The following is a 20,361-nucleotide window of genomic DNA, read 5'->3' on the forward strand; positions in this document are numbered from 1 at the left end:
AGCCTGCGGCAGCTCCTACAAAGGCCGAAGGGCCTGAGCCGCCGTGGCTCCAGCAGGATCGACTAGCGATCCGGCAGGGTGATATTGAGTTCCAGAATCGAGCAGCTACCCTGGTTTTCCAGGGCGACATGCACGTCATCGGACCCGATATTGACGTACTTGCGAATCACCTCGACCAATTCCTTCTGCAAGGCAGGCAGGTAGTCCGGTGTTGTGCGTTGGCCGCGTTCATGCGCCACGATGATCTGTAGACGCTCTTTCGCTACCGAGGCGGTACTTGGCTTCTTGTTAGCACGAAAGAAGTCGAAAATATTCATTACCGGCCTCCAAACAGACGCTCAAAGAATCCTTTCTTCGTTACATCGAGAAACCGATGCTCCACGGTTTTGCCCAGCAGGCGGTCGACAGCATCGCTGTACGCCTGACCGGCGTCGCTCTGGTCGTCGAGGATCACCGGCACACCGGAGTTGGACGCCTTGAGTACCGCTTGGGACTCGGGAATCACGCCCAGCAGGGTCACGGCGAGAATCTCTTTGACGTCTTCGACGCCCAGCATTTCGCCATCGCTGACGCGCTGCGGGTTGTAACGGGTCAGCAGCAAGTGTTCCTTGATCGGGTCTTCGCCGTTTTCGGCGCGACGCGATTTGCTGGCCAGCAGGCCGAGCATGCGGTCCGAGTCACGTACCGAGGAGACTTCCGGGTTGGTCACGACGATCGCTTCATCAGCGAAATACATGGCCAGGTGGGCGCCTTTCTCGATGCCGGCCGGAGAATCGCAGACCACGAATTCGAAGTCTTCTTTCAACGCCATCAGCACCTTTTCCACGCCTTCGACGGTCAGCGCGTCTTTGTCGCGGGTCTGGCTGGCGGCCAGTACGTAAAGGTTTTCCAGGCGCTTGTCTTTGATCAGGGCCTGTTGCAGGTTGGCTTCGCCGTTGACCACGTTGACGAAGTCATACACCACGCGACGCTCGCAACCCATGATCAGGTCGAGGTTACGCAAACCCACGTCGAAGTCGACGATAACTGTTTTGTGACCGCGCAGTGCGAGGCCGGTACCGATAGCGGCACTGGTGGTGGTCTTACCCACACCACCCTTGCCGGATGTAACCACGAGAATCTTGGCCAAGGTGTTTCACCCCTAAGGAAAAAGGACATTGAGCCCCTGAAAAACATCTCTATAAAAAACTGATGCAGTCGGACAGCCTTGGCTGGAATCCGGTCCTGAACGGCGCTTACCTCGGGTAAACACGGCTTTTGGCCTTTTTCCTACTTCGTTTGAGCCGTTTTCGCTACGTTTTAGAGATGCTTGGAAAATGCGGCAGTATCCGTTAAAGCCGAATGATGTTCAACACATCGCCCGACAGGCTGACCTGTACGCCCGCACCCCATAACGGGTCGCGACGCAGATCCTCCGAAACCTTGTAGTGGCCTGCGATGGAGACCAGTTCAGCGCTCATTTGCTGACAGAAAATCCTGGCTTTCGTGTCGCCTTTGACCCCAGCCAAGACACGACCGCGCATCGGGCCGTATACATGGATGTTCCCATCGGCGAGAAGTTCCGCCCCCGGGCTGACCGAGGAGATCACCACCAGGTCACAGCCCTGGGCGTATATCTGCTGGCCGCCGCGTACGGGCGAGGTGATGATTTTGGTCGGTTTGATCGTCGCTTCCGGCGGTTTTTCCGGCTTCTTCGCCACGACGGGCGCTTCCAGCGGACGCTCGCGGGCGCCGGACGGCGGCAGCACCGGGAGGTCGACGGCAATGGCGGCGGCGATGTCTTCAATGCGGCTGGCACGGATCGCCAGGGTGCGCAGACCGTGCTGGCGGCAGACGCGCATCAGTCCGGGCAGATCGACCGCGCCTTCGCTGGCCGGAAGCTTGTCCAGCGCCAGCACCAATGGCGCATTACTGAAGAAGCCAGGCGCCTGGGCGACCTTGGCGGCCAGTTGCCGATCAAGGGACTCGAGGTCGTTTCGGGTCAGTTCCAGCACGGTAATGGCGAGCATGCTGCCCTTCAACTGGAACACGGGATCCTGGTCTTGCGGTTCGGTTTGGCTCATGGTCGGCATACAACGGCTTGTCACTAAAAGTGCCGAGACTTATAACGAGAACGCTCGCCAGCCGCAAGCCGGGTCGAACGATGTAGAATGCGCGGCCATTGTCTTTCCGGAACCTTTAATGGACCGCCCGCGTTTTCGAAAAACATTTCTTATGCCGCGTTTCTGGCCGCTGTGGTGTGGCTTGGGGCTGTTGTGGCTGATCGTTCAGCTGCCGTATCCGGCGTTGCTGTCTATTGGCCGTGCCCTCGGCGCATTGATGTATCGCGCGGCGGGCGACCGACGGCGCATTGCCCGGCGCAATCTGGAACTGTGCTTCCCGGAAAAGTCCGCTGCCGAGCGCAAGCGCCTGCTCAAGGAAAACTTCGCCTCCACCGGCATCGCCTTTTTCGAAATGGCCATGAGCTGGTGGTGGTCACGCGAGCGTCTGGCGAAACTGGCGCATGTCGAAGGTCTGGAGCATCTGAAGAAAGCCCAGCGCGACGGCAAAGGCGTGATTCTGATGGCGGTGCATTTCACCACGCTGGAAATCGGCGCGGCGTTGCTCGGCCAACAGCACACCATCGACGGCATGTACCGCGAGCACAAGAACCCGCTCTTCGATTACATCCAGCGCAGTGGCCGCGAGCGGCACAACCTCGATTCACTGGCCGTGGAGCGCGAAGACGTGCGCGGCATGCTCAAGCTCCTGCGGGCCGGCCGCGCGATCTGGTACGCGCCGGATCAGGATTACGGCGCCAAGCAAAGTATTTTCGTGCCGCTGTTCGGCATTCAGGCCGCGACCGTCACCGCCACCAGCAAGTTTGCACGGCTGGGCAAGGCGCTGGTGGTGCCGTTCACCCAGGAGCGCCTGGCGGACGGCAGCGGTTATCGGCTGGTGATCCACCCGCCGCTCGAAGGTTTCCCCGGTGAGAGCGAAGAAGCGGATTGCCTGCGGATCAACCAATGGGTCGAAGGCGTCTTGCGCGACTGCCCGGAGCAATACCTCTGGGCCCATCGCCGCTTCAAGAGCCGTCCGCCGGGAGAACCGAAGCTGTACGCAAAACGCGGTTGAAACACCTATCCCCTGTAGGAGCGAGCGAGCTCGCGAAGAACTTGAGACCTCCGCGGGGTATCAGGCTGCAAACGTCATCGTTGACGACCTTCGCGAGCAGGCTCGCTCCCACATGGGAAGAAGTTGGCAATGAAATCCCATCCAGCACCATGGAGCGTTGTGCATGAGTCCAGGCGAACCGGTTACAGGGTTGATACTTTCCGGCGGCGGGGCTCGGGCGGCCTATCAGGTGGGTGTATTGGCGGCAATTGCCGAACTGCTGCCTGAAGGTGCCGACAATCCGTTTCCGGTGATCGTCGGCACCTCGGCCGGCGCGATCAACGCAGTCAGCCTCGCCAGCGGCGCGATGGACTTTCGGGGCGCGATCGAGCGCCTGACCGCCTTCTGGCAGGGTTTTCGCAGTCATCTGGTGTTGCGTAGCGACTGGCCAGGCGTGATTCATCAGGCGAGCCGATTCGTCAGCCGCAGTTTGCTTGGCATCGGCGCGCAGGTGCCCGTGGCGTTGCTCAATAGCTCGCCGTTGCGCGGGTTGCTGAACGACAAACTGCACATGACCGGCATTGCCGAAGCCATCGCACAAAAGCAGTTACAGGCCGTGGCGGTCACCGCGTTCGGCTACGAATCCGGTCAGGCCGTGACGTTCTACCAGGGCGGCGGCACCATCGACGCCTGGCTGCGTCACCGGCGCATCGGCGTGCCCACCCAATTGACCGTCGACCACTTGCTCGCCAGCTCGGCCATCCCGCTGCTGTTTGCGCCGGTGAAAATCGGCGAAGAGTATTTCGGTGACGGTGCCGTCCGCCAATCCGCGCCGATCAGCCCGGCCCTGCACCTGGGCGCGAGTCGCGTGCTGGTGGTGGGCGTCAGCGGCAACCCGCGCGGGGTCGATCCGGAACAACCGCTGCAACGCGCCTACACCGGGCAGCAACCGACGCTTGCACAGATCGGCGGGCACATGCTCAACAGCACGTTCATTGACAGCCTGGAAAGCGACATCGAATTACTGCAGCGGCTCAATCAGTTCAGCCACCTGCTGCCCGACGGAACGCCAACCCGCACGCTCGGCGTGGCGCCAGTGGAGGTGTTGGTGATTTCACCGAGCCAGCCGATCGATGAAATTGCCGCGCGGCATCGCCAGGAATTGCCGGCGGCACTGCGTCTATTCCTGCGTGGGCCGGGGGCGACGAAGACAAGTGGGGCGGGGGTGTTGAGTTATTTGCTGTTCGAGGCGGGGTATTGCAGCGAGTTGATTGATCTGGGGCGGCGGGATGCGTTGGCCAAGAAGGCTGAGTTGCGCCGGTTTCTGGGGTTGACCTAAAGCAAAGATCGCAGCCTTCGGCAGCTCCTACAGGGGAACTCATTCCAATGTAGGAGCCTTCGGCAGCTCCTACAGGGGAACTCATTTCAATGTAGGAGCTGGCGCAGCCTGCGATCTTTTGACTTTAAATCAGAAGTGAACCTTGACCAGGAAGCTGGTCACGCTCTGATCGGTCTTGAAGCCCTGGCTGTCTTCGATACCGTATTTGTTCTTCCAGTAGTCGTATTCGACACCGACATACAGCTGCTTCTCGCCCAGGTTCAGCGCCTTGCCAAGGTCGTATTTGACCTGCGGATTGAAGTGCAGGTTGGCGTGGTAGTCGCCTTTGGAGTTGGAGTCGTTGTCGACCACCCAGTCCATGAAGCCATCGATCAGGATGTCCGAATCGCCGACCGGGATGGTGTAGGACCAGACCGGGGTGATCTGCCAGACGTTGTCACCCGCGCGCGGGCCTTCGGTGTGGCGCTGGTAGAAGTTCAGCTGGAAGTAGTCGAAACCGGGGATCGCCAAATCGAAACCCGGGCCGATCAGGTAGGACTCGGTATCGCCTTCGCCAAACTCGTAGGTCATCGCCAGCAACACGTCTTTGATCGGGCCGAACTCGATCTTTTGGTCGAGCACTTTGCCCAGGGAAATACGTGGCTGGAACTCGCCGTAATAGGTGTTCGGGCCGGCGTTGAAATCCTTCTCGCCGTTGTAGAAAATCTTGTCGACGAAGAAGAAGTTGTCGCCGTATTTCCAGGCATCGGCGTGTTCGAACGTCACGGTTTGCTGAATGCGCGGGTTGACCTGGAAGTCTTTGCCATACAGGTAGGTCAGGCTGTTGTTCTGCCATTGCAGCAAGTCGCCGGCGATGGCCTGGCCCCCGGCCAGCAAGGATCCGGCCAGCATCAGGCTAGTGCACGTACGTTTCATTCGGTTGCTCCCAAAAAGTAGGTGTTCCACGTTATTTTTTTAAGGTCGGCGCTCTGGTGTGGCGCCTTTATCTGTAGCGGTAGAAAATCATCCAATCGGTCAGCTTCAGTGCTAATAGCAAGCGCTGCGCCAAGGCTTTCGAAAACCAAAAAACTCCCGTTCGGCGGCTCAAGAACCGTCGATTGAGAGGAGTGTCGGAGTGCCTTGGTACCGTCCAGGGCCGGGATAAGTTGGCTTTCTGGTCAGGAATTAAATCCGGGCTTTTTTTTAAAGCGGATTCAGGCGGGCGCGGAGAATACTGACTCCAGGGCCCGTTCTCAAGTGCCCCGCAACAGCGCACCGACGACAGGTTTGGGGCACGGTTGCGGGCCATCTTAGAAGTGCACCTTCACCAGCAGGCTGGTGGTGCTTTCATGGGTGTCGAGGTTGGCGTTGTTTTCGATGCCGTACTTGTCTTTCCAGTAGCTGTACTCGACGCCGACATACACCTGTTTCTCCCGCCAACCGAGGGTTTTGCCCAGGTCATATTTGATCTGCGGGTTGAAGTGCAAGTTGGCGTGATAGGTGCCGCGCGAGTTCTGGTCGTTGTCCACGACCCAGTCGAGGTAGCCGTCGATCAACAGGCTCGAATTGCCCAGCGGGACGGTGTAGGACCAGGCCGGTGTGATCTGCCAGACATCATCGCCGGGGCGCGAGCCTTCGGTCTGGCGATAGTAAAAATTCAAAGTGAAAAAGTTGAAGCCCGGAATCGCAAGGTCGAAACCGGGACCGATCAGATAAGCCTCGCTGTCGTCTTCGCCATTCTCGTAGGTCATGGCCAGCAACACGTCCTTGATCGGACCGAATTCGAAACGGCGGTCGAGGATTTTGCCGAAGGAGAGGCGCGGGCTGAATTCACCGTAATAGGCGTGAACGCCTTTGTTGCGGTCTTGCTCGCCGTTGTAGTAGGTGCTGTCGACGAACAGGAAGTTGTCGCCGTACTTCCAGCGATCAGCGTGCTCGAAGGTGATCGTCTGCTGAATCGACGGGTTGACCGCGAAATCCTTGCCGTACAAATAGCTCAGGCTGTTGGTCTGCCACAGCAGTAAATCGCCGGCCATGGCTTGGCTGGCGGCGAGTAGACCACCGCTCAACAGCAGGGTTGTCCGAGTCCGAATCATCTGTTGCTCCCTCTTGTTTTTATTTTTGCGAGGCGCAGGTAACCGTTCTCCTGTGGGAGCGAGCCTGCTCGCGATGGTCGCAAGAGCGCCGCGTTTATCCAGCAAACACGCGTTATCGTTAGCGTCCATCGCGAGCAAGCTCGCTCCCACAGGGTCCGTGGCGTTGGTGAGTCAGTGCGGGTGGGCGGTGCAGTTGTTGATCGCGGCGCGTTCTTTGCCACCCAGGATGTTGAACAGCAGGTTCAGCGCCAGGGCGCTCAACGTTGCCATGGCGATGCCGCTGTGGGTGATCGGGCTCATCCACAACGGCAGGTGCGCGAAGAATTCCGGGCGCACCACGGGGATCAGCCCCATGCCGATGCTCACCGCCACCAGCAACTGGTTGCGACGGTCACCGATGTCGGCTTCCTGGAGAATCTTGATCCCGGTGGCGGCGACCATGCCGAACATCGCAATCGCCGCGCCGCCCAGTACCGCCGGTGGAATCGAGGCGACCAGAAACGCCGCTTTCGGCAACAGGCTCAGGACGATCAGCAAACCGCCGGCTACGATGGTCACTGAACGGCAACGCACGCCAGTCATCTGCACCAGGCCGATGTTCTGCGCGAACGAAGAGTGGGTGAAGGTGTTGAAGAAGCCGGCGAAGAACGACGCGCCGGCATCGCACAGCAGACCGCGCCGCAACATGCGCGGGCAGACTTCCTGGCCGGTGATCTTGCCCAGTGCGAGGAACATCCCGGTGGATTCGACGAAGATGATCACCACCACCAGGCACATCGACAGAATCGGCGCGAGTTCGAATTTCGGCATGCCGAAGTGCAGCGGGGTGACGATCTGTACCCACGGCGCTTGAGCCATACCGCTCAGATCGACCATGCCGATCAACCCGCAAATCACGTAGCCCAGGCACATGCCGATCAACACCGAAATGTTCACCCAGAAACCGCGCATGAAGCGATGCACCAGCAGGATGGTGCCCAGCACCAGCGCGGCGATGCCCAGGTAAACGGGTGAACCGAATTGCGTGGCGCCCGCACCGCCGCCGGCCCAGTTGACGGCCACGGGGAACAGCGACAAACCGATCGAAGTGATGACCGTGCCCGTCACCAGCGGCGGGAAGAAACGCACGACTTTGGACATGAACGGCGCAATGAGCATGCCGAAGAAGCCGGCAGCGATGGTCGCGCCGAAAATGCCTTGCAGGCCGATGCCCGGCATACCGGCCATGGCGACCATGCTGCCGACGGCCGCGAAACTGGCGCCCATCATCACCGGCATGCGAATGCCCATCGGGCCGATGCCCAGTGACTGGACGATGGTGGCGATGCCGGCCACGAGCAGGTCGGCGTTGATCAGGAAGGCGATTTCTTCACGACTCAGGCCAGCGGCCTGTCCGATGATCAGCGGCACCGCGATGGCTCCGCCGTACATCAGCAGTACGTGTTGCAGACCGACCAGGATCAGTTGCAAAAGGGGCAAACGCTGAATGGCGGGTGCGTCGGGGATGCGCGCTTCGGATAGCTCGGACATGCAACACCTCGGATCTTTTTTATTCTTGTGATTTTTGTATCAGGGGGAGACCGCAGTGCGGCCAATCGCGGGCAAGCCCGCTCCCACAGGATTTAGGTGATCCTTGTGGGAGCGAGCTTGCTCGCGATGCTTTTGTTGCCTAGTTGGTCGGAGCTCCCTGCACAATCCACGCGCCAATCAGGTCACGTTCCTGCTGGGTCATCTGGGTGATGTTGCCCAGTGGCATGATCTGGCTGGTGACGGCTTGAGCCTGAATCCGGGCGGCGTTCTGGCGGATCTGCTCGGGGGTATCGAACATCACACCGCCCGGTGCCGCGCTGAACAGCGGGCTGGTCGGTTTGGCGGAATGGCACACCGAGCAGCGTTCCTGGATCACGCTGTGGACCTTGTCGAAACTCGGGCCGGCGTTTGACGCCTGAACCGGTGCTTCGGCAGGTTTCGCAGCGGCAGGTTTGGCACCGCCACCGACAGCGGTTTCCGGCAGCGGCTGGTACTCGATGGTGCCAGGTGCCTTGGCCACTTCCGGTGCGCTCGGCATTTGCGCCGGGCCGGTAACGTACGCCAGGCAGATCATGCCGACGGCTGCCACGGGCAGGGTCCAGGCAAACTTGTGGCTGTCATGACGGGTGTTGAAGTAGTGACGGACCAACACGGCCAGCACCGCGATCCCGGCCAGGATCAGCCAGTTGTACTGGCTGCCGTAAGTGCTCGGGAAGTGGTTGCTGATCATGATGAACAGCACGGGCAAGGTGAAGTAGTTGTTGTGCCGCGAACGCAACAAACCTTTGGCCGGCAGGGCCGGATCCGGCGTGCGGTTCTCGGCAATCGCCGCCACCAGTGCGCGCTGCGCCGGCATGATGATGCGGAACACGTTGCCGACCATGATGGTGCCGATGATCGCACCGACGTGCAGGTACGCACCGCGACCGCTGAACACTTTGCTGAAGCCGTAAGCGGCGCCGATGATCAGCACGAACAGGATGAAACCGAGCAGGGCAGGGCGTTTGCCCAAAGCCGAGTCGCACAGGAAGGAGTAGACGAACCAGCCGACGAACAACGAGGCGATGCCCAGGGCCACGCCTTCAGGGCCGGTCAGGCCGCTGCCCGGTGCCAGCAGGTACAGCGTCGGGTTGGAGTAGAACACCACGCACAGCAGCGCGATCCCCGACAGCCAGGTGAAATAGGCTTCCCATTTGAACCAGTGCAGGTTGTCCGGCATGGTCGGCGGGGCCAGTTTGTATTTTTCCAGGTGGTAGATACCGCCGCCGTGGATCGCCCACAAATCGCCGGCCAGACCACTTTTCGGGTTGACCCGATTGAGGTTGTTTTCCAGCCAGACGAAATAGAACGACGCGCCGATCCAGGCCACGCCAGTGATCATGTGAACCCAGCGCACGCTCAGGTTCAGCCATTCAAACAGATGTGCTTCCACAGTCTTTACCTCTCGCCTGTCACTCTGTTGTCGAGTGATCAGACCTTCTCTTATTGGTGGGGGGCAAGGATCAACCGCTCATCCTCTTTGAAAAAATGCTCATCGCAGTTATTGCCTGTGCCACTGCGATCAACCACCAGGAAGTCATCCCGCTTTTCGATCGTCAGCACCGGATGGTGCCAAACGCCGCGATGGTAATTAATGCCCTGCCTGCCGTTGGAAACGAAGGCGCGGACCAAGCCTGATACAGGTTCATCGCCAAGTGGCGCGACCACGATCAGAAAGGGGTTGCCGAGCAGCGGAATGAAAGCCTGGCTGCCCAGCGGGTGACGCTCCAGCATGCACACGGTCAGCGGCATGTCCTGCGCGTCGGCGCGGAAGATACTGATGATCGCGTTGTCCTCTGGCGTGGCGGTTTGCACCGTCGCCAGTTTGTGAAAGCGCATGGTCGAACCGTTGTTGATCATGAAGTGATCGCTGCCGTCGGTTTCAATGACGTCACCGAAAGGGGCGAAGGCTTCTTTGGTCAGCGGTTCAATCGTTAGTGTGCGCATGCTGGTCTTCTTACCTGGAAATGTATGTTCAGTTCACTGCATACCCCGTAGGAGCTGCCGCAGGCTGCGATCTTTTGACCTTGTTTTTCGAGATCAACATCAAAAGATCGCAGCCTGCGGCAGCTCCTACGGGCTCAGCATTACTTCGCGACCTTGCCGAGAACCCGCAGGCGACTTACACCACCATCCGGGAACACGTTCAGGCGGATGTGGGTGATCGGGCCCAGGGCCTTGATCTGCTCGGCGAAGGTGTGTTCGGCGTGCATTTCCAGTTTCTGCGCCGGCAGCAGTTCGCGCCAGAACAGCGATTGGGTTTCGATCTGGCTGTCGGTGCCGCCCTTCACAAAGGCGCCCTGGATCGAGCACGTATCCGGGTAGTTGCCCTTGAAGTGCAGGGTGTCGACGATGACTTTTTCGATCTCGCCGGCATGACCCAGTGCGACGATCACCCAATCATTGCCCGGGGTGCGACGACGTGCAGTTTCCCAGCCGTCGCCCATGTTGATGCCACGGCCCGGGTTGAGGATGTTGCTCATGCGGCCGAAGTGTTCGTCGGAGCAGGCGAGGGCGCGGCCACCGTTCAGGGCTGCAGCCAGGTCAACCTGCTCGTTGTCGCCGACCGCGGACCAGTCGCGGAACGGAATGCCGTACACACGCAGACGCGCCACGCCGCCATCCGGGTAGATGTTGAAACGCAGGTGGCTGAACGACTGCTCGTTGCTGATTTCGTGGTAGTGATGGCTGTTGCCTTGCAGCTCGACGGCCGACAAAACTTCAGTCCACTGAGTGTTTTCGTCCGGCTCGCCCGACGCGAGGAAACAGGCTTCCAGCGAAGCCGAAGGCGGGAAGTTGCCGGTGAAGAATGAAGTGTCGATGTCCACGCCTTTGATCGAACCCGCAACGCCCAGACGGATCACCGCGCTGTCGTAGCCTTCGAAGCGCTTGCGGCGCGACTCCCAGCCGTCCATCCACTTGCCGTTGTCATCGAACACGCCCTCCTTCCATACGGCCGGGGTCGGCTGGAACAGACGGTTGGCGTCGGCAAACCAGTCATCAGTGACCGAGATGATTTTGGTGCCCAGGCGGGCGTCGGCCAGGTTGACGAACTTCTCGAAAGGTACGGCGTAAGCTTTCATTCTTCTTGTCTGCCTTTAATAAGTTGGCTTGGGATGCTTGCCAGGCCCTGGGTGCTATTGGCGTTCGAAAGCACTCGGGCCAGGCTTGCTTATAGGGTCAGTAATCGGAACAGGGCGATCTTGTTGATCTCTGCCAGCGCGCATTTGAATTCGGTGTCTGCCGAGTTGTGAATGCGCGTTTCGAACGCTGCGAGGATCTGATGCCGGTTGCTGCCTTTTACCGCCATGATGAAGGGAAACTTGAACTTGGCTTTGTAGGCGTCGTTCAGCTCGGTGAAGCGCTGGAACTCTTCGGCCGTGCATTGGTGAATACCGGCGCCAGCCTGTTCATTCGTGCTGGCTTCGGTCAGTTGGCCCTGGACGGCGGCTTTGCCGGCCAGGTCCGGGTGAGCGTTGATCAGTGCCAGCTGGCTGGCGTGATCGGCGCTCAACAGGATGTCGCTCATGCGCTGGTGCAGGGTTTCAATCTGGTCGATCGAAGCGTCCTGGCCCAGGTCGAAGGCCTTTTCGGCCACCCATGGCGAATGTTCGTAGATGTCGGCAAAAGCGGCGACGAAGGCATCGCGGCTCAGGCTTGAAGGTTTCAGGGTTTGAAAGGTGCTCATTGTGCAGGCCCTTGGTACGGGTGGGTTTGATGCCAGTGGCGAGCGATGTCGACGCGACGGCTGAACCACACCTGTTCATGACTTTTAGCGTATTCGATAAAGCGCTTGAGCGAAGCCAGACGCGCCGGACGGCCGATCAAACGGCAGTGCAGGCCGATCGAGAGCATCTTCGGCGCTTCGGCGCCTTCGGCGTACAGCACGTCAAACGCGTCTTTGAGGTATTCGAAGAAATCGTCGCCCTTGTTGAAACCCTGAACCTGGGTGAAGCGCATGTCGTTGGTGTCCAGGGTGTACGGGATCACCAAATGCGGCTTGCCGGTCGGGTTGTTCGGTTCCCAGTAGGGCAGATCGTCGTCGTAGGTATCGCAGTCGTAGAGGAAACCGCCTTCTTCCATCACCAGCCGACGGGTGTTTGGGCCGGTGCGGCCGGTGTACCAGCCCAGCGGACGTTCACCGGTGATCTCGGTGAGCACACGGATCGCTTCGAGCATGTGCTCGCGTTCCTGCGCTTCGTCCATGTACTGGTAGTCGATCCAGCGGTAGCCGTGGCTGCAGATCTCGTGGCCGGCATCGACCATGGCGCGGATCACGTCCGGGTGGCGCTGGGCGGCCATGGCCACGGCGAAGATGGTCAGCGGAATGTCGAACTCCTTGAACAGCTTCAAAATCCGCCAGACGCCGGCACGGCTGCCATACTCGTAAAGCGATTCCATGCTCATGTTGCGCGCGCCTTGCAGCGGCTGCGCCGAGACCATTTCGGAGAGGAAGGCTTCAGATTCTTTATCGCCGTGCAGGATATTGCGCTCGCCGCCTTCTTCGTAATTGAGCACGAAGGACAACGCGATGCGGGCATTGCCCGGCCAGTGGGGGTGAGGAGGGTTACTGCCGTAACCGATCAGGTCGCGTGGGTAGTCAGCGCTCACTGCAGTCTTCCTTCTTGTTCGTTAACAGGTTGTGTGGCGTGCCTGGAAGTGGGAAGACAGGCTGGCGTCACAGCGATGGGCTGATTGTATACAACTTTATATCAACTTTGTAAGCCTGAATTTTCGCATTTTTCATCAGCCGTCATCTTAGAGCGCCATTGCAAGAAATCTGCCTGACTGGTCAGCTAATAGATGGAAGGTCCGCTGACCGTATGGTTTGGCATCAGATTCAATGGGAATCTTCGAATGACGACACTTGCCGTAAAAATGTCGTTTTTATTGTGTACAATTTTTTGTAAAAGTGTCTTAATCAGTCGCTTGCCGCAGCTTTTCGTGCTCCGAATCGGTGCGGTCTCCTTTCAACTGACTTCGGGAGGCGCGAGGCCTGACTGCTCCACGCAGGCAGGCGCGCAGAATCAATGGGACGTTTGACAACACACGTTTTGGACGCTGCACACGGTTGCCCGGGCAGCTCGATCAAGGTCGAGCTGTACCGCGTTGAAGGCTCGCAGCTGGAATTGGTCGCCAGCGCAATCACCAACAGCGACGGCCGTGTCGACGCACCGCTGCTGCAAGGCGATGACTACCGCAGCGGTGTTTATCAGGTTCAGTTTCATGCGGGCGACTATTACCGCGCCCGTGGCGTTCAGCTACCGGAACCGGCGTTTCTGGACGTCGTGGTGCTGCGCTTTGGCATCTCTGCGGAACAGGATCACTACCATGTGCCACTGCTGATTTCGCCGTACAGCTATTCCACGTACCGGGGCAGCTGATCCCCCAGCAGCTGCCCCCTCCGAGAAGCGACTGCGCATATAGCTTCTTTGGTCTTTCGCCCGCTCACACTGCGGGCTTTTTTTTGCCCTGTGGAAAGCCAAAGATCGCAGCCTGCGGCAGCTCCTACACGGTTTTGGGTCCACCTGTAGGGGCTGCCGAAGGCTGCGATCTCTTGATCTTGCCGTTAGCGGCTCAACAAAGATGCAGCGCCCGCGCCACTGAACAACCCCGCACTCACCCGATTGAACCAACTCTGACCCTTGCCACTGCGCAGATACCGCGCCGCACCATGCGCGCCAAGTCCATAAGCCAATTTGCACAGCAGATCCAGCACGGTCCAGGTCGCAATCATCACCAGCAGCTGCGGCAGGAACGGCTGTTGCGCGCTCAGGAACTGCGGCAGGAATGCGGCGAAAAACAGAATGTCTTTCGGGTTGCTCGCGCCCAGCACGAAAGCGCGGCCGAACAGCGCACGAAAGCGCGGCACCGGCGCAGCCTGCGGTACTTCAGCGCCGACCGAGGGTTGACGCGATTGCTGCCAGCTCTGCCAGGCGAGATAGAACAGGTACAGCGCTCCGACGATTTTCAGCGCGCTGAACAGCTGTTCCGACGCCAGCAACAACGCGCCCAGGCCCAGGGCCGAGGCGCTCAGCAAGCAGATCGAAGCAACCACGCCGCCGAGAAACGCCGGATAAGAGCGGCGCAAACCGTAATTCAGACTGTTGCTGATCATCAGCAAAGACAGCGGCCCCGGGATCAGGATCACCACCAGCGCAGCGCCGCTGAACAGCAGCCAGGTTTCCAGACTCATCACTTTCCTCCATTTGCACAAAAGCCTCACCCGACCGGGTGAGGCTGTTTTGAATCACTGTTTTTAAATCGTAGACGGCTTACAGGAAGATGAACTTGGCGATGAAGATCGCGCAGAGCACCCACAAGCTGACAGAAATTTCCTTGTGCTTACCGGTGAAGGCCTTCAGCACCACGTAGGTGATAAAGCCCAGTGCGATACCGTCGGCGACCGAGAATGTCAGCGGCATCATGATCGCGGTGACGATCGCCGGAATGCTGTCGGTCGCTTCGTCCCATTCGATGTGGGCCATGCCGCCCATCATTAGCATCGCCACGTAAATCAGCGCGCCGGCGGTGGCGTAGGCGGGGATCATGCCGGCGAGCGGTGCGAAGAACATGGCTGCGATAAATAGCACACCGACGGTCACGGCAGTAAGACCCGTGCGACCCCCCGCAGCAACCCCCGCGGCACTTTCCACGTAACTGGTGACGGGAGGCACACCGACCACGGCCCCGAATACGCTGGACGCACTGTCAGCTTTCATCGCGCGGGAGAGGTTTTCGATGCGGCCGTCAGCGTTGACCAGATTGGCGCGCTGGGCGACGCCCATCAGGGTGCCGGCGGTGTCGAACATGTGCACGAAGAGGAACGCCAGCACCACGCTGATCATGCTGACGTTGAACACGCCGGCAACGTTCATCGCCATCCAGGTCGGCGCCAGGCTCGGCGGGGCCGACATGATGCCTTCGTAGTGGACGAGGCCCAGGCCCCAACCGGCGAGAGTCACGGTGATGATGCTGATGAGGATGGCGCCAAACACCCTGTGGTAGCTGAGCACGGCGATCATCAGGAAACAGACGGCGGCGAGCAACGGCCCCGGTTCGCGCAACGAGCCCAGCTTGATCAGCGTGGCCGGGCTATCGACGACGATGCCGGCTGTTTTCAAGCCGATCAGCCCAAGAAACAAACCCACGCCGGCGCCCATGGCGTAGCGCAGGCTCACCGGAATGCTGTTGAGCAGCCACTCGCGAATCCGCGAAAAGGTCAGGATCATGAACAGCACACCGGAAACGAACACCGCGCCAAGGGCGGTTTCCCAGTTGTAGCCCATGGTGCCGACCACGGTGTAAGTGAAAAACGCGTTCAAGCCCATGCCCGGCGCCAGGCCAACCGGCCAGTTGGCGTAGAGGCCCATCAACAGGCAACCCAGCGCGGCAGCGATGCAGGTCGCAACGAATGCGGCGCCGTGATCGATCCCGGCGTCGGCCATGATGTTGGGGTTGACGAAGATGATGTAAGCCATGGTGATGAAGGTGGTCAGGCCGGCAATCAACTCGGTCTTCACCGTGGTGCCATGCAAGCTGAATTTGAAGATGCGCTCCAGCCAGCCATTGCGTAACGGCGGCGAGAGTTCGAGCGTCGGGGCTTCGGATTTGCGGCTTTCCACAGCGAATACTCCTCAAGAGTTTTATTGTTATTTCCAGGGCCGGACCCATGAGGGTGGCAGCGACCCTTTGAGGCATTTGCGAATTTGTTGACTGCACGGTCAGAAACTCGCACGCAGTGGATTATGCTTTTGTATACAAAAAATGCAAATAATGTTTTTGATATTGTTGACGATAAGTTCGGCGATAGGGATATATCGGCGGGTGGGATGCTTTGGCGAGCCGTCTACCGCCGGTTTGTGGACGAAAAAAAACCGGCGATCGGCCGGTTTGTCTTCTGTTCGGGGTTTGCAATGGGGGTGCTGGCCATCGTCGGAACGCCGCCCGGGGCAAGCCCGCTCCCACAGGTTTTGTGAACACACCCAACTACTGTGGGAGCGAGCTTGCTCGCGATAGCGTCAGTTCAAGCGCCGCAAAAACCTCAGGCCGCCGCGAACCGCTTATCCAGATAATCAATGATCACTTTGGACTCATACATCCAGGTCGTCTGGCCATTCTCTTCAATGCGCAGGCACGGCACCTTGATCTTGCCACCCTGCTCCAGCAGGGTCTGACGATCCTGTTCATTGTTCTTCGCATCACGCAACGCCACCGGCACATTCAAACGGCGCAGGGTGCGGCGGGTTTTTACGCAGAACGGGCAGGCGTGGAACTGATACAGCGTCAGGTCCCTGGCGGCCGCTTCCACTTGCGCCTGGGCGGCAGCGGGGCGCTGCTTCTTGCCAGGGCGGGTGATGAAGTCGATGAGAATGATCAGTTGGCCAAGGCCGACACGAAGCGCTTTAACGAACACGGGACAAGCCTCACGGGGCGAAAGAAGGCGCGCAGCTTACCTGATTTTCGCAGGCGAAAAAAAACCGGCGATGAATGCCGGTTTTTCCTTGTGTCGCGAATTACTTGATCAGGCTGAGAAACTCGCTGCGGGTGGCGGCGTTTTCGCGGAACTCACCGAGCATCACCGAGGTGATCATCGACGAGTTCTGCTTCTCCACGCCGCGCATCATCATGCACATGTGCTTGGCTTCGATCACCACTGCAACACCCAGGGCACCCGTAACCTGCTGGACCGCATCGGCGATCTGGCGGCTGAGGTTTTCCTGGATCTGCAGGCGGCGCGCGTACATGTCGACAATCCGCGCGACTTTCGACAGGCCCAACACCTTGCCGCTCGGAATGTAAGCGACGTGCGCCTTGCCGATAAACGGCAGCAGGTGGTGTTCGCACAACGAGTACAGCTCGATGTCCTTCACCAGCACCATTTCGCTGTTGTCAGAGCTGAACAAGGCACCGTTGGTGACTTCTTCCAGTGTCTGTTCGTAACCGCGGCAGAGGTATTGCATGGCTTTGGCGGCACGTTTTGGCGTGTCGCGCAGGCCCTCGCGGGAAACGTCCTCGCCCAATTGGCCGAGAATCGCGGTGTAATTCTGTTCCAATGTCACAGAGCTTTATTCCGTATGGGTTCTAGAGGGGTACGGTTTCGGTCTGTACCAATTTTGTACCAATCAGGCTTTGTTCGAGCTTCCCGACTTCGCTCCAGTCTTCACTGGAATTGATCCACCGGGCGTATGTCGACAGCAGCATTTGCACGCTGTGGCCGAGCTGATTCGCAATGAACCCAAGGTTCATGCCTGCCATTAGGCACATGGTAGCGTAAGTGTGCCGGCAGTTGTATTGCCGTCTACCCCTGATCTTCAAGGCGACCAGCGCCGCCTTGAAATGTTTGTCCGTCACGCTGGCCTGCTGGATGAACTCAAAGTTCTTGGTCGGTGGGAAAACGTACGGCGATTGTTTGTGCTGGCGCCGGCTCTGTTTACCCCTCAATTCGGCCACACCCTTGGCCACCTCAACCGCATTTAATGCCCTGCTGTTCAGCATGACTCGCCGCGCCTCGCGGGTTTTCGTGCGCTCCTCTATTTTGTAGTCAGCCACGATTCTGCATACGTTGGCGACACGCCCCTCTGTATCCACCTCATCCCAGCGCAACGCCGCTATCTCACTTGGCCGCATGCCGGTATAAAACGCGAATTCAAAGTAGGCCGCGTATACCTGCATCGAACCGGTCAGCTCCTTATATAGGTGCGCGATGATCACGTCCGCCTCTACCACCGCGAAAGGATCCACCGGTTTCTTCGCTTTCGCCGGCAGCTCAATCGAGCCGACCGGATTCCGGGTAATCAACTCATCGTTCACAGCGCATTCGAACATGGTGTGCAGCCGTTGAATCGCCGAACGCTTCACGGTCGACGACTTCCACTTCGTCTCGCCGGCGATCTTTCGGATCATCGCCGAATTGATCTGGTCGATCGGAAGCAGTGCCAGGTGCGGCATCCAGTAAAGGTTTAGGGATATCCGGTAGTTTTTCCGAGTGCCCCCGACGACTTCCCGACTGTCCAGCCAGGTTTGCGCGTAGCCACCGAACAACGGCGTCGCGGAGTAGGTTGAGTAAGTGGAGTTCGGGAAAAGCTCGGCGTAACGCTGATCGTCCATCACGCCGTGCTTAATGAGGCTGATTACTGTAGCGCGTAGATCTGCGGCCGCTTTAATGCCTTTTGGCGTTTGGGAATAGGCGAGGGTCTCGCACCGCCGGAATTGCCAGGTGAAGCGAATGCGGACTGATTGACCTGCGAATTCAACTCCGGCGGGCAATCCCATAGGCTTTCTAGCCATGCCTCATATCTCCTGATGCTGTAATAGATTTGCCCGTCGATTTCGTTCCACACCCCTTTCGGGATGATGTTGCGCTGGCGCTTACCCTGGAGGGCGCGCCTGGTGGTCCCGACCATCTCCGCGAAGTTTTTCTCGGCGACCTTGTCGGACAGGTACTCAACCGGTATCTGTTCTGCTGATGCCATGATGATGCTCCATGCCGCGCGTGGCGGCAGAAGGTGGGGGAGAAGGTGAAATTGCGTGCCAAAAGGCGCCAGACGAATGGCGCTTTTGGAAATTGACACTGCTTGGTTTTTGTACTAATTATTTCTTCTCTGATTTATCGAAACTCGAACAGAAGGAGGCCGCAAAGATGATGCGTAGAGGCTCCAAATATTGGATCTGGGCGGACTGCGAGCTGCATTGCCGCATGCATGACGAAGTGCTTAGTGACGGCACCATCATTGATGTTCAGGCAAGGGTTTCCAGGAGAGGAAGAACACAGCTTTTTATCGGAATTTACGATAAAAGTGGATTAGCGATATTTGAAGAAGCACACGACCATCTGCCGAACGACACTATGACTACTGCGCTTGCTTGGGGTGTTGGTCGAGCACGTGCAGTTGCGTCCGGCAATGTAGTAATAGGAGGTGCGCCAAGTGCCGGTCTTCCATTGACTCCTCAGACCCAGAGAACATCTGCAGCTTAAAATTAATCGGTAGCCGGCACTTAATTGCTCGAATACGTAAGCGCTGGCTACCACTCACTGCTACAACCTCGCGTTTCTGTCATTGAAATCCTCGCCCGCCGTTCACCGGCAGGCTGGTAGGTGGAAGAGGGGTTATGCGGCTGGCGCTGAATCGTGAAACACGTCCATCTGTGCCGCGCCGTCGAGCCAGGCCGCCGAGATCCGGCGTTCAGCCATGGCGGCATAGTCTGGGTTGAGTTCGCAGAGGATCGACTTGCGGCCCTCCTGCATGGCGACCACCGCTGTGGTACCGGCGCCGCCGAAAGGGTCCAGCACTACGCCCCCGCGAGGAGCCCCAGCCAAAACGCATGGGCGGATGAGGTCCGGGGGGAAGGTGGCGAAGTGAGCGTCTTTGAAACTGTGGGTTGCCACGGTCCACACGCTACGTTTGTTCCTCGTCGCGGTGTCCCATGTGCTTTCCTTTCGGTCGGGACGGTGCGTGCCTTTGTTCTGGCCGGGGATCGCCAGCTCTCGCTTCGAATCCTCTCGCTTGAAACTATCGCGCCGAGCACGCTCCGCGCCTTCTTTGTGAAAAGCGCCGTGTCCACCGTCACCGGTTGAGGTATCCCAGCCGGTCGGTACCGTTGCCCGCGGCTTCGTCACGGCGTCGAACCCGTGACCGAAACCGACGCCGGTGGGCGTGGCGCCATAAATCGCCGGCTCGCGTATCGCCTCCATGTCGCAGTGGTACCGCCGCGCCTTGCTGAGCAGAAAGATGTACTCATGAGCCTTGGTGCACCGGTCCCGCGTCGACTCAGGCATTGGGTTCGGCTTGTGCCAGATGATGTCCTGACGCAGATACCAGCCGTCGTCCTGTAGCGCGAAGGCGAGGCGCCAAGGCATGCCCATCAGATCCTTCGGCTTGTACTCTGCGTGGGTGGTAGCTTTCGCTTTTCGCTGTGATGCCATCACCTGGCGCTGGCTGATAGTTGAGACGCCGACGCCCATATCGTCGCGGCCGTGGGCGCCCCAGCTTCCGGCGTAGCTGTCACCCATGTTCACTCAAGCCGTTCCGTCGTCGCGGAGTACTCGACGCACTTCGCGGAACACGTCGACCAAACGGGAGATGAACTCGGCCGGTGTTTGCTCGAGGCCGATCTGCCCGTCGACACCGTAATCGCGCAAACCGAAGTAGGGCGGGCTGGTAATGCACGTTTGGACTGATTGGTCTGGCAGCGTCCGCATCATGTCGATGCAATCACCAACCAGAATGCGGTGCTGTTCTGTCATCGCCGTGGCCCCGAGTAGATGAGCCAGGCCATGTAGGC

General features: G+C 59.1%; 22 protein-coding genes and 1 pseudogene. 5 read left to right on the forward strand and 18 right to left on the reverse strand.

All coding sequences use genetic code 11. The features are described from left to right. Positions 1 to 62 precede the first annotated feature (62 nt). The 3 genes from minE to minC all read right to left on the reverse strand — a co-directional run bounded on the left by minE (position 63) and on the right by minC (position 2,063). Entirely contained in the window at positions 63 to 317 is a 255-nt protein-coding gene (minE, locus tag F8N62_RS22030) for a cell division topological specificity factor MinE (protein WP_150712658.1), read from the reverse strand. Further along, positions 317 to 1,129, reverse strand: a complete 813-nt coding sequence (gene minD, locus F8N62_RS22035; protein ID WP_028624193.1) for a septum site-determining protein MinD — start codon at positions 1,127 to 1,129, stop codon at positions 317 to 319. Before minD ends, minE begins: the two co-directional genes overlap by 1 nt. A gap of 202 nt (positions 1,130 to 1,331) precedes the next feature. Then, positions 1,332 to 2,063 (reverse strand): septum site-determining protein MinC, encoded by a 732-nt coding sequence (gene minC / locus F8N62_RS22040; RefSeq protein ID WP_150712659.1) that lies wholly within the window; start codon positions 2,061 to 2,063, stop codon positions 1,332 to 1,334. A gap of 118 nt (positions 2,064 to 2,181) precedes the next feature. On the opposite strand from minC, the gene F8N62_RS22045 reads away from it, so the two are divergent. Both F8N62_RS22045 and F8N62_RS22055 read left to right on the forward strand, forming a co-directional pair. Continuing rightward, entirely contained in the window at positions 2,182 to 3,114 is a 933-nt protein-coding gene (locus tag F8N62_RS22045; RefSeq protein ID WP_150712660.1) for a lipid A biosynthesis lauroyl acyltransferase, read from the forward strand. Between the two features lie 163 nt (positions 3,115 to 3,277). Further along, complete coding sequence (locus F8N62_RS22055) at positions 3,278 to 4,432, forward strand: patatin-like phospholipase family protein (RefSeq protein ID WP_150712662.1); 1,155 nt, start codon at positions 3,278 to 3,280, stop codon at positions 4,430 to 4,432. 129 nt (positions 4,433 to 4,561) lie between these two features. Here F8N62_RS22055 and F8N62_RS22060 read toward each other — a convergent pair whose 3' ends face one another. The 8 genes from F8N62_RS22060 to puuE all read right to left on the reverse strand — a co-directional run bounded on the left by F8N62_RS22060 (position 4,562) and on the right by puuE (position 12,687). Next, positions 4,562 to 5,347, reverse strand: a complete 786-nt coding sequence (locus F8N62_RS22060; protein WP_150712663.1) for an outer membrane protein OmpK — start codon at positions 5,345 to 5,347, stop codon at positions 4,562 to 4,564. A gap of 374 nt (positions 5,348 to 5,721) precedes the next feature. After that, complete coding sequence (locus tag F8N62_RS22065) at positions 5,722 to 6,507, reverse strand: outer membrane protein OmpK (protein ID WP_150712664.1); 786 nt, start codon at positions 6,505 to 6,507, stop codon at positions 5,722 to 5,724. Between the two features lie 171 nt (positions 6,508 to 6,678). After that, on the reverse strand, positions 6,679 to 8,037 hold the full coding sequence (locus tag F8N62_RS22070; protein WP_150712665.1) for a nucleobase:cation symporter-2 family protein: 1,359 nt from the start codon (positions 8,035 to 8,037) through the stop codon (positions 6,679 to 6,681). Positions 8,038 to 8,176: 139 nt separating this feature from the next. After that, the gene (locus F8N62_RS22075; protein WP_150712666.1) at positions 8,177 to 9,469 is read right to left on the reverse strand and encodes a urate hydroxylase PuuD; all 1,293 of its coding nucleotides are present in this window, start codon (positions 9,467 to 9,469) and stop codon (positions 8,177 to 8,179) included. Between the two features lie 50 nt (positions 9,470 to 9,519). Next, on the reverse strand, positions 9,520 to 10,023 hold the full coding sequence (locus F8N62_RS22080) for an ureidoglycolate lyase (RefSeq protein ID WP_150712667.1): 504 nt from the start codon (positions 10,021 to 10,023) through the stop codon (positions 9,520 to 9,522). Positions 10,024 to 10,163: 140 nt separating this feature from the next. After that, complete coding sequence (alc, locus tag F8N62_RS22085) at positions 10,164 to 11,159, reverse strand: allantoicase (RefSeq protein ID WP_150712668.1); 996 nt, start codon at positions 11,157 to 11,159, stop codon at positions 10,164 to 10,166. 89 nt (positions 11,160 to 11,248) lie between these two features. Further along, entirely contained in the window at positions 11,249 to 11,764 is a 516-nt protein-coding gene (uraD, locus tag F8N62_RS22090; protein WP_150712669.1) for a 2-oxo-4-hydroxy-4-carboxy-5-ureidoimidazoline decarboxylase, read from the reverse strand. Then, positions 11,761 to 12,687, reverse strand: a complete 927-nt coding sequence (puuE, locus tag F8N62_RS22095; RefSeq protein ID WP_150712670.1) for an allantoinase PuuE — start codon at positions 12,685 to 12,687, stop codon at positions 11,761 to 11,763. Before puuE ends, uraD begins: the two co-directional genes overlap by 4 nt. Before the next feature lie 419 nt (positions 12,688 to 13,106). Between puuE and uraH the strand changes: the two genes are divergently transcribed. After that, the gene (gene uraH, locus F8N62_RS22100) at positions 13,107 to 13,460 is read left to right on the forward strand and encodes a hydroxyisourate hydrolase (protein WP_010456673.1); all 354 of its coding nucleotides are present in this window, start codon (positions 13,107 to 13,109) and stop codon (positions 13,458 to 13,460) included. A 185-nt stretch (positions 13,461 to 13,645) separates the two neighbouring features. Here uraH and F8N62_RS22105 read toward each other — a convergent pair whose 3' ends face one another. Both F8N62_RS22105 and F8N62_RS22110 read right to left on the reverse strand, forming a co-directional pair. Continuing rightward, positions 13,646 to 14,272, reverse strand: a complete 627-nt coding sequence (locus F8N62_RS22105; RefSeq protein ID WP_150712671.1) for a LysE family translocator — start codon at positions 14,270 to 14,272, stop codon at positions 13,646 to 13,648. A gap of 79 nt (positions 14,273 to 14,351) precedes the next feature. Beyond that, positions 14,352 to 15,701 carry an NCS2 family permease gene (locus F8N62_RS22110; RefSeq protein WP_150712672.1) on the reverse strand — a complete coding sequence of 450 codons (1,350 nt, stop codon included), beginning with the start codon at positions 15,699 to 15,701 and terminating at the stop codon, positions 14,352 to 14,354. 123 nt (positions 15,702 to 15,824) lie between these two features. Here F8N62_RS22110 and F8N62_RS22115 point away from each other — a divergent pair, with 123 nt between their 5' ends. Further along, complete coding sequence (locus tag F8N62_RS22115; RefSeq protein WP_150712673.1) at positions 15,825 to 16,055, forward strand: hypothetical protein; 231 nt, start codon at positions 15,825 to 15,827, stop codon at positions 16,053 to 16,055. 65 nt (positions 16,056 to 16,120) lie between these two features. Here F8N62_RS22115 and F8N62_RS22120 read toward each other — a convergent pair whose 3' ends face one another. From F8N62_RS22120 to F8N62_RS31955, 4 genes are all read right to left on the reverse strand, one after another. Further along, positions 16,121 to 16,492, reverse strand: coding sequence for a glutathione S-transferase N-terminal domain-containing protein (locus tag F8N62_RS22120; RefSeq protein WP_150712674.1), 372 nt, complete (start codon positions 16,490 to 16,492; stop codon positions 16,121 to 16,123). 100 nt (positions 16,493 to 16,592) lie between these two features. Next, positions 16,593 to 17,138, reverse strand: a complete 546-nt coding sequence (folE, locus tag F8N62_RS22125; protein WP_085701133.1) for a GTP cyclohydrolase I FolE — start codon at positions 17,136 to 17,138, stop codon at positions 16,593 to 16,595. A 22-nt stretch (positions 17,139 to 17,160) separates the two neighbouring features. After that, a complete protein-coding gene (locus F8N62_RS22130; RefSeq protein ID WP_224791401.1) occupies positions 17,161 to 18,306 on the reverse strand; it encodes a site-specific integrase in 1,146 nt (381 codons plus the stop codon). Further along, positions 18,210 to 18,551: a hypothetical protein gene (locus tag F8N62_RS31955; protein WP_224791394.1), complete on the reverse strand. Its 342-nt coding sequence runs from the start codon at positions 18,549 to 18,551 to the stop codon at positions 18,210 to 18,212. Before F8N62_RS31955 ends, F8N62_RS22130 begins: the two co-directional genes overlap by 97 nt. A 167-nt stretch (positions 18,552 to 18,718) precedes the next feature. Here F8N62_RS31955 and F8N62_RS22135 point away from each other — a divergent pair, with 167 nt between their 5' ends. Further along, entirely contained in the window at positions 18,719 to 19,054 is a 336-nt protein-coding gene (locus F8N62_RS22135) for a hypothetical protein (protein ID WP_150712748.1), read from the forward strand. Between the two features lie 132 nt (positions 19,055 to 19,186). Here the strand turns inward: F8N62_RS22135 and F8N62_RS22140 are convergent. Further along, positions 19,187 to 20,323, reverse strand: a pseudogene (locus tag F8N62_RS22140) (DNA-methyltransferase). Positions 20,324 to 20,361: the final 38 nt, after the last annotated feature.

Origin of the sequence: Pseudomonas fluorescens (assembly GCF_902497785.1) — a bacterium.
In the GTDB taxonomy this organism is placed as follows: domain Bacteria; phylum Pseudomonadota; class Gammaproteobacteria; order Pseudomonadales; family Pseudomonadaceae; genus Aquipseudomonas; species Aquipseudomonas fluorescens_BO.